The sequence below is a fragment of the Daejeonella sp. AP26 genome (genome assembly GCF_056680515.1).
Genome location: NZ_CM155286.1, coordinates 3575442 through 3586847 on the forward strand (window position 1 = coordinate 3575442; position 11406 = coordinate 3586847).

12 protein-coding genes are annotated in these 11406 nt (G+C 41.5%); 5 read left to right on the top strand and 7 right to left on the bottom strand.

What is annotated here, in order from left to right:
- Together panD and panC are read right to left on the bottom strand one after the other, a co-directional pair.
- Positions 1-354 carry an aspartate 1-decarboxylase gene (gene panD / locus AC1MCB_RS15230; RefSeq protein ID WP_479965565.1) on the bottom strand — a complete coding sequence of 118 codons (354 nt, stop codon included), beginning with the start codon at positions 352-354 and terminating at the stop codon, positions 1-3.
- A 595-nt stretch (positions 355-949) separates the two neighbouring features.
- Positions 950-1789 carry a pantoate--beta-alanine ligase gene (gene panC / locus AC1MCB_RS15235; RefSeq protein WP_479965566.1) on the bottom strand — a complete coding sequence of 280 codons (840 nt, stop codon included), beginning with the start codon at positions 1787-1789 and terminating at the stop codon, positions 950-952.
- A 153-nt stretch (positions 1790-1942) separates the two neighbouring features.
- On the opposite strand from panC, the gene AC1MCB_RS15240 reads away from it, so the two are divergent.
- The 4 genes from AC1MCB_RS15240 (at position 1943) to AC1MCB_RS15255 (ending at position 7296) form a co-directional block, all read left to right on the top strand.
- Complete coding sequence (locus AC1MCB_RS15240) at positions 1943-2767, top strand: glycogen/starch synthase (protein ID WP_479965567.1); 825 nt, start codon at positions 1943-1945, stop codon at positions 2765-2767.
- A gap of 16 nt (positions 2768-2783) precedes the next feature.
- Entirely contained in the window at positions 2784-4151 is a 1368-nt protein-coding gene (locus AC1MCB_RS15245) for a DUF4270 domain-containing protein (RefSeq protein WP_479965568.1), read from the top strand.
- Positions 4152-4205: 54 nt separating this feature from the next.
- Positions 4206-6041: a glutamine--fructose-6-phosphate transaminase (isomerizing) gene (glmS, locus tag AC1MCB_RS15250; RefSeq protein ID WP_479965569.1), complete on the top strand. Its 1836-nt coding sequence runs from the start codon at positions 4206-4208 to the stop codon at positions 6039-6041.
- Positions 6042-6357: 316 nt separating this feature from the next.
- Positions 6358-7296, top strand: coding sequence for a LysR substrate-binding domain-containing protein (locus AC1MCB_RS15255; protein ID WP_479965570.1), 939 nt, complete (start codon positions 6358-6360; stop codon positions 7294-7296).
- Here AC1MCB_RS15255 and AC1MCB_RS15260 read toward each other — a convergent pair whose 3' ends face one another.
- From AC1MCB_RS15260 to AC1MCB_RS15275, 4 genes are all read right to left on the bottom strand, one after another.
- Complete coding sequence (locus AC1MCB_RS15260; RefSeq protein WP_479965571.1) at positions 7297-7464, bottom strand: hypothetical protein; 168 nt, start codon at positions 7462-7464, stop codon at positions 7297-7299.
- Between the two features lie 69 nt (positions 7465-7533).
- Entirely contained in the window at positions 7534-8145 is a 612-nt protein-coding gene (locus AC1MCB_RS15265) for a superoxide dismutase (RefSeq protein ID WP_479965572.1), read from the bottom strand.
- A gap of 77 nt (positions 8146-8222) precedes the next feature.
- Positions 8223-8699 (bottom strand): nucleoside deaminase, encoded by a 477-nt coding sequence (locus tag AC1MCB_RS15270; protein WP_479965573.1) that lies wholly within the window; start codon positions 8697-8699, stop codon positions 8223-8225.
- A gap of 20 nt (positions 8700-8719) precedes the next feature.
- Positions 8720-9055 (bottom strand): tRNA-binding protein, encoded by a 336-nt coding sequence (locus AC1MCB_RS15275; RefSeq protein ID WP_479965574.1) that lies wholly within the window; start codon positions 9053-9055, stop codon positions 8720-8722.
- Between the two features lie 265 nt (positions 9056-9320).
- Here AC1MCB_RS15275 and AC1MCB_RS15280 point away from each other — a divergent pair, with 265 nt between their 5' ends.
- Entirely contained in the window at positions 9321-10511 is a 1191-nt protein-coding gene (locus AC1MCB_RS15280) for a class I SAM-dependent rRNA methyltransferase (protein ID WP_479965575.1), read from the top strand.
- Between the two features lie 94 nt (positions 10512-10605).
- Here AC1MCB_RS15280 and AC1MCB_RS15285 read toward each other — a convergent pair whose 3' ends face one another.
- Positions 10606-11391 carry a TerC family protein gene (locus tag AC1MCB_RS15285; RefSeq protein WP_479965576.1) on the bottom strand — a complete coding sequence of 262 codons (786 nt, stop codon included), beginning with the start codon at positions 11389-11391 and terminating at the stop codon, positions 10606-10608.
- Positions 11392-11406: the final 15 nt, after the last annotated feature.

Here is an 11406-nt window from a genome sequence, read left to right on the forward strand (position 1 = left end):
TTAGGCGTGCAATAATTTATTATGGTCGTCCGGAAAAACAAGCAGAGGGTTGTAAACTTTGGCTTCCTCAAGTTCCATGTAAGCGTATGACATGATAATAACGATATCCCCAACCTGGGCTAGTCGTGCTGTAGCACCATTCAAACAAAGTATTCCTGAGCCTCGTTCCCCTTTTATAACATATGTTTCAAATCGGGCTCCATTATTATTGTTCACTATTTGTACTTTTTCGTTGGCAATTATATTAGCCGCATCAAGCAAATCTTCATCAATTGTTATACTTCCTACATAATTCAACTCAGCCTGGGTAACCTTAGCCCGATGAATTTTAGATTTTAATACCTGAATTATCATGCTGCAAAATTAGTAAAAATTAAAAGCTAATTGGAGAGTGCGGGTAATGGCCTTTGTGCATCCCTAAATAAGGCTTATCAATAGCATTTTTTAAAGAACCGCAGCAAATGCAAAACAAGTAAAAAATTAGCTCGGGTTTCATAGGGGTTTCCTAGTAGTTTGGTAGTAGTTTCCTAGTAGTTTGCTAGTAAGATTCGACTATAAAACTACTAGCAAGATATAAGCAAACCTTAACTGCTTTCCTTTCAAAATTATCGGAGTTCGGAAGGCGCCAACTTGCTAATCGACATCCTGTTACAGCACCTGTATGATCGACCGTCTCTAATAGGGCCCGTATCATGCTATGGTTTCCGATTTACAGCAGACCATATCACTATATACGGGTGTTGGAATACTCAAGTGAAATTTGTAGAAATCGAGATATCAGATTTATACCTCCTGTGGGGTCACTTTGGGCCACATTCGCGAAAATTTACTTTTAAACCCGTACGCGAAATCGCAGAACAGTTAATGGCTATGCAATTCTAAGGCAGGTTAGCAAACCCTAAAGCAAGAGAAGCTCTTGAAGAATAATTAGTTTTATGAGATAGTTGTACTAATCCAGTGTCACATTATCGATCAAACGGATGTGTCCAACTTTTGCGGCTATGAGAGCTACCAAAGGCCGGCCATCCTTTTCGGCTACGGGCTGCAGCGTTTCCTGATCACAAATTTCAAAATACTCCAGATCCACTCCTGGTGTTTTATGCACAAATTGGCTTACTTCCTCTTTAACTTCAGCGATCGGCTTATTTGGATAAATATCTGTTGCCAGCTTTAGTGCACGGGATAGCACAAGGGCCCGTTGATGTTCATTGACTGAAAGATGAACGTTCCTCGAGCTCATCGCCAATCCGTCATCTTCGCGAATGATAGGACACATAATAAGTTGAACGGGAATTTCGTATTGCCTCACCAGTTCCATAATAACTTTTACCTGCTGGTAATCTTTCTGTCCAAAAAAGGCCTTGTCCGGCATTACTGTGTCAAAAAGCTTTTTAACTATTTGAGTGACGCCCTGATAATGTCCGGGCCTTATTTTACCTTCCAGAATATTATCAAGGCCATTCAGGTTGATGAGCCATGATTCTCCCTCGGTATACATTTCGGATACCTCGGGCATAAACAAAACATCACATCCGGCCTCCTTTAGCATTTCAATATCGGCCTCAATGGGTCTGGGATATTTAGCAAGATCGTTAGGGTCATTAAATTGCGTGGGATTTACAAAGATGCTGCAAACCACCAGGTCACATGCCTGGCGTGCTTCACTGATCAATGATAAATGTCCGGCATGAAGAGCACCCATTGTCGGCACAAGCCCAACACTTTTACCGACTGCTTTTTGCTCCGAGATATATCCGGAGAGAGCAACCCGGGTAGTAAAAACTTTCAAATTATAAAGGTTAAGATATAACCGCCAAAAATGGGTAAATACTTAAAAACCACCAAACAACTTTGGATAAAACGTTGATAAACTGATATAATATGCTTATATTTGCGGTTCCAAACACTTTCCTAATATTAATTTACTAAAACAAAATTGGAGATGGCAAAAACGAAGCTTCTGTTTATAACCCATGAGATGTCGCCGTTCCTGGAACTTACCAAAATTTCTGAAATAACACGTCAATTACCGCAAGCCATGCAGGATAAAGGATTTGAAATCCGGATCCTGATGCCGCGTTTCGGAAATATCAACGAACGCCGTAACCGTTTGCACGAAGTTATTCGTCTTTCAGGCATGAACATCGTTATAAACGACAATGATAATCCACTGATTATCAAAGTAGCGTCCATTCCCGCAGCGCGCATGCAGGTATATTTCCTGGATAATGAAGAGTATTTCCAACGGAAGTACGTTTTCACGGACAAGGATAATAAATTTTATGATGATAACGACGAGCGCACTATTTTCTTTTGCAAGGGCGCGTTAGAAACTGTTAAGAAACTAGGATGGGCACCGGATGTGGTACATTGCCATGGCTGGATGAGCGCATTGGTACCGGTGTATCTAAAAACTTTATATAAAGATGACCCTACCTTTAAAAATTCAAAAGTGGTTTATTCTGTTTATGAGGATGATTTTTCTGAGAAACTAAGTGATAGTTTTGCATCTAAAGCAGTTATGGGCGGCATGAGTGCTGATCACACATCTGCGTATAAGGCCGGTGATATTACTGCTCTGAATATTGGTGCAATTGGCTACTCTGATGCAGTGGTTTTCGGCAGCGAAACCATTAATTCTGATGTGTTAAAGTTTGTTAAAAAAGCAGGTAAAACAACGTTAGAATACATTTCTACTTCTGATTACGAAAATTATTATAACCTTTACGAAGAAATTGCAAGCGAGGAACTCGTTTCTTTAGATTAAAAAGTAAAGCATACACATGAAATTATATAAACAAGACTTATTAACGCTGTTGATAAGTCTTTTCATTTTAACAGGTTGCGAAAACCCGGACGGTATAGGTTTGGATGTTGATCCCGAGAATGCTATTGAAGGAAAGTTGATTGATAGTTTAACAGTGCGAACTGCAACGGTAAAAGAAGATTCGGTTAGAACGAGCAATTTATTAGAGTATCCGATAGGTTATCTTAATGATCCGTTATTCGGACCAACAGATGCAAAAGTTGCGATATCATTAGACCTGCCTTCCGAAACAGTGAATTTTGGAAATTCACCCATGCTTGATTCAGCAGTTTTAGTCTTAAAATATAGCGATGAATACACCGGCGACGTTAATTCTCGTTTAATGGTGGAAGTTGGTCAATTGGCGGAGCGTTTAACCATTAGCAGTAACTACTACAGTAACGCAGAACATCCGGCTAGTCCGGGTACGGTTGGGAGCAAACTAGCAAAAGTCAATCTTAAAGATAGTGTTTCGATCATTCAGATAGTAGAAGGTAAACCAGATATCACAGTAAAAAAGGGTCCCCAACTTCGTATCCCTCTTACCGCTGCATTCATACAGAGTAAATTCTTTGATGCAGATACTGCTCATTTTAAAACTAACTCTGCTTTCAATGATTTTATTAAGGGACTTCAAATCAGAGTGAACAAAGATTTAACGACTGGTGCGGGTGGACTAGCGACATTTAACCTTGCCGATACCGCAAGCCGTGTTGAATTGTATTACCGTAATCAGACCGGAACGACAATAGATACTAATTTAAACGTTTTCCCAATAAACACGAGCGCTTCAGCGGCAACAATCAAACATAACTATGTGGGCACTCCTATTGAAACGCAATTAAATGCTCCTGATACAACTTATGAAGTAAATTATATTCAACCTCTGGGTGGAGTAAAAACACATCTTACGTTCCCTTACCTGGAAAATTTAAAGGCGCTTGGAAATATTACGATCAACAAAGCGGAATTGGTGGTTCTTGTAGAAGGCGGTACAGATATTTTTTCTCCGGCACCCAGACTGTTTCTTTATCGTACTGACATTGCAGAACAACGCCAGCAAATTCCAGATGTGCTTCTTGGAATCAGTGATGCCTCTTTAGGTGGTATTTTCGTTACTCCGGGCAACTTATACAAGTTTACATTGACTGCTTATATCCAGAATCTTTTAAACGGTAAGTTAAAGCAGTATAATACTTATATCACTGCAGTAAATAAGGACGCGACCAACGAGCAGGCCTTGTCCCCATCTGCAACTACAGTATCCAGAGTTGCAATAGGTAGCGGAAGTCAAACGGGTCCCTTTAGAATGAAATTAAATATTATTTATACGAAAGCCAACTAAACTATTTGGTATCGTTTTGGTAGATTAGACCAAAGTTTACCTAAGGAATAATCTATGTGTGGAATTGTAGGATATATAGGTCACCGTGAAGCGTGGCCTATTGTTATTAAAGGGTTACATCGTTTAGAATATCGTGGTTACGATAGCGCAGGTGTGGCCTTAATGAACGGAAGTTTAAATATTTATAAGAAGGCCGGCAAAGTAAGTGAGCTTGAATCATTTACCGAACATGACAACCTCGGCGGTTATATGGGCATGGGGCATACTCGTTGGGCTACGCACGGCGCTCCTTCAGACGTAAATTCACATCCCCATTCTTCAGGCGACGAACGTTTAGCAATTATTCACAACGGTATTATTGAGAATTATAGCTCTTTAAAGGAGGCTTTAATAACGAGGGGTCATGTATTCAAAAGCGATACGGATACCGAAGTTCTTATTCACCTGATTGAAGAAATACAGAAAGAAACTAATCTCGATCTGAGAGAAGCTGTAAGACTCGCTTTAAATGAAGTGATTGGAGCCTATGCCATTGTTATAATGAGCAAGGATGAACCCGATCAGTTGATCGCAGCACGTAAGGGCTCTCCATTGGTTATTGGCGTTGGTGAGTATGAATATTTCATCGCTTCTGATGCTTCTCCTATCGTAGAGTATACTAAAAACGTAATTTACCTTAATGATAATGAGATCGCTTTTATAAAACGCGATGAGTTACTGATTAAGAGTATTGACAACGTTATTCAGACGCCCTATATCCATGAGCTGGAGCTTGAACTTGAGATGCTTGAAAAGGGCGGATACGAGCATTTTATGCTCAAGGAAATCTATGAGCAGCCTCGTTCCATCAAAGATTGTATGCGCGGCCGTATCTATCCCTCAGAAGGGCTTGTGCAATTAGGCGGTATTAAGGAATACGCTGAAAAGCTTAAAAATATTGACCGGATTGTGATTATCGCCTGTGGTACTTCATGGCATGCCGGCTTAGTGGCCGAATACCTGATTGAAGAATGTGCCCGTATCCCGGTAGAGGTAGAATATGCTTCTGAGTTCAGATACCGCAATCCAATTATTTCAGAAAAAGACATCGTTATTGCCATCTCTCAGTCGGGCGAGACTGCAGATACTATGGCAGCTATTCAAATAGCTAAAGAAAAAGGCGCTACCATTTTTGGCGTTTGTAATGTTGTCGGGGCTTCGATTCCACGAGCGAGTCATGCTGGAGTTTATACCCACGCAGGTCCTGAAATAGGGGTAGCCTCAACCAAAGCTTTCACAGCCCAGGTTACCGTGCTCACTTTGATGGCTATTTATATGGCTCAGCAACGCGGAACGATAACCCAATCAAAATTGGTTCACTTACTTTCTGAACTTGAAAACATACCAGTTTTAGTTGAAAGATGCTTGCAGTCTAACGACCGTGTTAAAGAGATTGCCGCTAAATTCAAAGATGCCCGCAATTTTCTTTTTCTTGGCCGGGGCAGTGGTTTTCCGGTAGCTCTTGAGGGCGCCCTTAAGCTGAAAGAGATTTCATACATACATGCCGAAGGTTATCCAGCCGCAGAAATGAAACACGGTCCGATTGCTCTTATCGACGAGGAAATGCCGGTGGTGGTGATTGCAACACGTAACTCATCTTACGAGAAGGTAATCAGCAACATTCAGGAAGTAAAAGCACGCAAGGGAATGGTTATAGCCATTGTAACAGAAGGCGACACAGATGTTAAGAGAATGGCTGATTATACCATTGAGATACCTGATACTGACGAAATGTTCTTACCGCTGATAGCCACCATACCATTACAATTATTATCATACCACATAGCAGTAATGCGGGGTTGCAACGTAGATCAACCCCGTAACCTGGCCAAGTCGGTAACAGTGGAGTAAGATTATTAGTCAAAGCCGCCCGGAAGAAGATCCGGGCGGCTTTTTTGTGTCCAGATTTGTCTCACTGTGACCTTTTCTAAAGGAATCGAATTTCCTCCCTGACGTCACCCCTTATTACTAGTTTCAAATGTTGTCTTTTGGTTCCCTTCCAGCTATCGGCTTTTATTCTTCGACTTTAACCAATGACAATAATTATTGCCAAATAAATTGTCAATTTTTTTTCATGAGTGCAACTTTATGAGCAATTAATTGCTCATAACATTAGATATAGCTAACTTCAATATTATTCACTATAATATAAAGAATACCTATAGCAATGACACTTGTCCAACTTGAATACCTGGTAGCTTTAGATACATACCGAAATTTTGTGTTAGCCGCCGAAAAGTGTTTTGTAACTCAACCCACTTTAAGTATGCAGCTTCAGAAGCTTGAAGACCATCTGGGGGTTACGCTGTTTGATCGCAGCAAGCAGCCTGTTGTTCCTACTGATATAGGGATAGACATTATTGAGCAGGCGCGGACCATATTAAAAGAAAGCGGAAAGCTTAACGAGATTGTTGCGGATCTAAAAGACGAAATAGGCGGAGAACTTAAACTCGGGATCATCCCCACAATTGCACCTTATCTCCTTCCGCGGGTTATTTTAAATTTCATGAATAAATACCCTGGCGTCCAGCTGATGATATGGGAATTTACAACAGAGCAAATTATTAAACAATTAAAATCGGGACAGTTAGATTGCGGAATTTTATCTACTCCTGTTGACGATCGTTCGCTTAACGAAAGACCGCTATTCTATGAAAGTTTCGTGTCGTATGTTTCGAAATCGCACTCTTTATTAAAGAAGAAACTGGTAAAAGCAGCAGATATAAACCCGGAAGAGGTGTGGCTGTTAAACGAGGGGCATTGTATGCGAAACCAGGTGCTTAATATTTGCCAGCGAAAAAAAGCGGGGCCTGGTAAACAGTTTGAGTACAATACCGGCAGTTTAGAAACCTTGAAAAGGATGGTGGATTTAAATAATGGAATTACAATACTTCCGGAGCTAGCTGTATCAGACCTTTCTTCCAGCCAGATGCAGCGTGTGCGGCACTTTAAATCCCCGGAACCAACCAGGGAAATAAGTATTGTAACACACCGCAACTTTCTGAAGCGCAACCTGATTGCCACTCTTGAGAAAGAGATCCTCGAGATTGTGCCGAAAGCGTTAAAAAGTAAAAAGAAGAAAGAGGTGATGGAAATCTACACCTGATCAGCCCCGGCTTCTGAATTTAGAAAATAACCAGATAACTAATGCGACAATGATGACAACAATGATAATTCCGGTATAAGCACCAGCTTTAAAGATATCACCTATAAGCTCGCAACTGCTGAATAGGGTTACCAAGAGGATTGCTGTTAATGGATATAATTTTCTCATAAGGTTTAAAATAAAAATGGTGTACTATATAATAATACACCATCTCTTACTTAATGTTTGCGTTTAGCTTTATTTTTTTGCTTTGGCAAACCGATCAGCTACTGCATCCCAGTTTATTACGTTCCAGAAGGCAACGATATAATCCGGGCGCTTATTTTGGTACTTCAAGTAATAAGCATGTTCCCAGACATCCATTCCCAAAACCGGAGTGCCTTTGATTTCTGCCAAGTCCATTAATGGATTGTCTTGATTGGGAGTTGATGATACCTGAAGCTTTCCTCCTGCATCAGTAATTAACCAGGCCCATCCCGATCCAAAACGTGTTGCACCAGCTTCAGCAAACTTCTTTTTGAAGTCTTCGAAAGATCCGAAAGCATCGTTTATTGCTACTGCTAAGTCACCAGTTGGAGCACCGCCACCATTTGGGGACATTATTGACCAGTAGAGCGTATGGTTAAAATGTCCACCACCATTGTTTCTAACTGCTACCGGGTATTTTGAAACTGAAGCCATTAGCTCTTCAATCTTTAGGTTCTCACCTTCTGAACCGGCTAGAGCTTTGTTTAAATTGTCAACATAAGCCTGGTGATGTTTGCCATGGTGTATTTCCATAGTCATTTTATCAATATGCGGTTCTAAAGCGTCGGTTGCGTATGGTAACGCTGGTAATTCAAATGCCATGATCGTTGTGATTTAATGATGAATAATAAGACTTAACAAATATAACCCTGTAATGTTGAAAATCGTTCAATTGAAGGTTAAGTTTTATTCCTTTTACTCTGGAAGAAGTTTTTTACGAGGTCACCGCATTCTTTTGCACGGATACCTGCCACTACTTCTGTACGCGGATGGGTGATCCGCTGTTTAATTTGCGAGAACCCGCGTTGCGGATCGTCGGCGCCATAAACAATCCTGCTGATCTGAGTCCAGTACGATGCCCCGGCGCACATCACGCAGGGCTCAATAGTTACATATAGGGTGCAATCCTTCAGGTACTTTCCCCCGGTGTAATTGGCTGCAGCCGTAAAGGCCTGCATTTCCGCATGAGCGGTAACATCTTTAAGCGTTTCAGTCAGATTATGACCTTTGCCTATAATATGATCCTTGTGCACAATTACCGCTCCGATAGGAACTTCATCAAGCTTCAGGGCAAGGCGGGCCTCCTTCAAAGCCTCTGCCATAAAAAACTCATCAGGAACGACCTCACTCTCCTCTCCGAAATTTATATATCTCATTCTGTAACCCTACTGGTGATTTAAATAAGTAGTGTGCCGTTGGGCACCTGGCTATCAACAGACGCCAGAACAATATTTCCCTGGCTATCAGTGAAACCGGTAACCAAAAACTCAGAAACAAAATTAGCGATTTGTTTCGGTGGGAAGTTCACAACGGCAATGACCTGCTTGCCCGGAAGCTCATCAAGAGAATAGTTTTTAGTGATCTGTGCGCTGCTCCACTTGGTTCCGTAAATGCCGAAGTCGACTTTAATTTTATAGGCTGGCTTACGGGCTTCAGAAAATTCAACTGCTTCGATTATTGTTCCTGCTCTTAGTTCGACCTTTTCAAAGTCTTCCCAGTTTATTTCTTGCATGCACAAATGTAGTAAGGGAATATGAATTGAAAGGAGTGTTCAGTTTGTTTGGTTGTTATCGTTGATGGGATTAAACATATCAGAAAGATTCTTTAAAAATAAATAGCGCCTATTAACACAAAGCGTTCCGATGGAACGCCGGGTCGCGGGACTACATTCTTTGCTACCGACAAAATCTTCCTACGGAACAGCTGCAGCAAAAAATACAATTTCGTTAAGCTTTTATCGGTAACCTTAATCTGAAAATCTTACTTAGTTTTGCAGGATGCACGTGGTAAAATTAAAAAAAGGAAAAGAGAAAGCCGTCAGACAATTACACCCCTGGATATTTTCCGGCGCTGTTGAACAGGTGAAAGGGAAGCCCGAAAATGGTGAGATAGTTACCGTCACAGACAATCAGGGTGAATTTTTAGCCTATGGTTTTTACAACGATCAATCACGTGTAGCAATCAGGGTGCTCGAGTGGGATCAGCAGGTTCAAATAAATGAAGAGTGGTGGAGGTGGCGGATTAAAAAAGCTGTGCAGGCGAGACAAGATCTGATGACCAACGAGGGTACTAATACCTATCGTTTAATTTTTAGCGAAGCTGACTTTTTACCGGGTCTCATTGTAGATCGCTTTGCCGACTATTTATCTGTACAAATTCTGACGGCAGGTATTGAACGGAACAAGGCAGTAATTTTAGATGAGCTCCAGCAACTTTTAGACCCGTTAGGCATCTTTGACCGCAGCGATCCTTCCGCACGTAGTCACGAAGGGATGGAAGCCTCTTCCGGCGGAATTCTAAGCGGCGTTGAGCCGCCGGAATACGTAACAGTTAAGGAAAACGGTGTTATGTACGATGTAAATATATCTTCGGGTCAGAAGTCTGGATTCTATTGTGACCAGCGGGACAACCGGAAGGTTGTGGCTGATCATACGGCAGGAAAGAAGGTTCTGGACTGTTTTAGCTATTCTGGTGGCTTTAGCCTGAACGCTTTTAAGCAAAACGCATCAGAGGTTACCAGTGTTGACAGCTCTGCGCTGGCTTTGGAGACTTTAAAAAGGAATATTGAGATTAATAAATTCCAAAATGCAACGCATCGGTTGTTTCAGTCGGATGTGAATAAGCAGCTTCGTGCTTTTCGTGAGAGCGGTGAAAAGTTTGATGTGATCATTCTTGACCCGCCTAAATATGCTCCTTCACGCTCAGCAGTTAATAAGGCCTCACGAGCTTACAAAGATTTGAACCGCCAAGCGATGCTATTGCTGGAAGAAGGCGGCTTACTGGCCACCTTTTCATGCTCTGGGGCAATTGATATTGCTACCTTCAAGCAGATACTTGCCTGGGCAGCTTTAGATGCAGGCAAAGAAGTGCAGTTCATTCACCAGTTTTCTCAACCAGAGGATCATCCGGTAAGGTCATCATTTCCAGAAGGAGAGTATTTGAAAGGCTTGCTGTGCCGGGTGGGATGAAGAAGTTGCAGGCTTTGAGTTGAAAGTTGCAGCAAGGTATACCGGCTGAACCTACAACTCAAAACTTATATACTTGATACCTGATACCTCAACCCTAATCATTAGGATCGTCAGGTACATTGTGTAAATGCACAGGTTCGTTAGCAGTCTTTTTCGTCTTCAGGTTTAGCATCTCAACCAACACGGAGAACGCCATCGCGAAGTAGATGTAACCTTTAGGTATATGCTGTTCGAAACCTTCTGCAAGAAGTGAAACGCCAATTAATAAAAGGAAGGATAGAGCCAGCATCTTTACAGTAGGATGCTTGTTGACGAAATTACTAATGCCTCCTGCTGACACCATCATCACAACTACCGCGATCACTACCGCAGCGATCATTACTCCAATATGATCGGCCATCCCAACCGCAGTAATAACGGAATCCAGGGAAAACACTACATCCAGAATTAAGATCTGCACTATAACACCTGAAAATGTAACAACTGCCTTTGTTTGAACTGCATGTTCCTCTCCTTCAAGCTTTTCGTGAATCTCTGTAGTACTTTTATAAATAAGGAATAATCCTCCAATAATTAAGATAAGGTCCCTCCCAGATATAGTTAGCTTTTGCAGCCAGTCGGGATCTGTAATACCAATCCAGTCACCCATACTAAAGAGCGGCTTAGTTAGGGTCATAATCCAGGTTAGCGATAATAATAGCAAAACACGGGTGATCATTGCCAGCGCCAATCCAATCTGACGCGCCTTCTTCTGCTTTTCGACGGGCAGTTTGGCTGCCATTATGGAAATGAAAATAATGTTGTCTATTCCCAACACTATTTCAAGCACAGTAAGGGTAATTAATGAGATCCAAATTTGTGGATCAGAAAGCCATTCCATAATTTATCGTTTTAC

Bases quoted from the DNA above. Each gene is read 5' to 3' on its own strand.
- panD (WP_479965565.1), bottom strand. From the start codon at position 354: ATGATAATTCAGGTATTAAAATCTAAAATTCATCGGGCTAAGGTTACC.
- AC1MCB_RS15240 (WP_479965567.1), top strand. From the start codon at position 1,943: ATGGCAAAAACGAAGCTTCTGTTTATAACCCATGAGATGTCGCCGTTC.
- AC1MCB_RS15245 (WP_479965568.1), top strand. From the start codon at position 2,784: ATGAAATTATATAAACAAGACTTATTAACGCTGTTGATAAGTCTTTTC.
- glmS (WP_479965569.1), top strand. From the start codon at position 4,206: ATGTGTGGAATTGTAGGATATATAGGTCACCGTGAAGCGTGGCCTATT.
- AC1MCB_RS15255 (WP_479965570.1), top strand. From the start codon at position 6,358: ATGACACTTGTCCAACTTGAATACCTGGTAGCTTTAGATACATACCGA.
- AC1MCB_RS15260 (WP_479965571.1), bottom strand. From the start codon at position 7,464: ATGAGAAAATTATATCCATTAACAGCAATCCTCTTGGTAACCCTATTC.
- AC1MCB_RS15265 (WP_479965572.1), bottom strand. From the start codon at position 8,145: ATGGCATTTGAATTACCAGCGTTACCATACGCAACCGACGCTTTAGAA.
- AC1MCB_RS15270 (WP_479965573.1), bottom strand. From the start codon at position 8,699: ATGAGATATATAAATTTCGGAGAGGAGAGTGAGGTCGTTCCTGATGAG.
- AC1MCB_RS15275 (WP_479965574.1), bottom strand. From the start codon at position 9,055: ATGCAAGAAATAAACTGGGAAGACTTTGAAAAGGTCGAACTAAGAGCA.
- AC1MCB_RS15280 (WP_479965575.1), top strand. From the start codon at position 9,321: ATGCACGTGGTAAAATTAAAAAAAGGAAAAGAGAAAGCCGTCAGACAA.
- AC1MCB_RS15285 (WP_479965576.1), bottom strand. From the start codon at position 11,391: ATGGAATGGCTTTCTGATCCACAAATTTGGATCTCATTAATTACCCTT.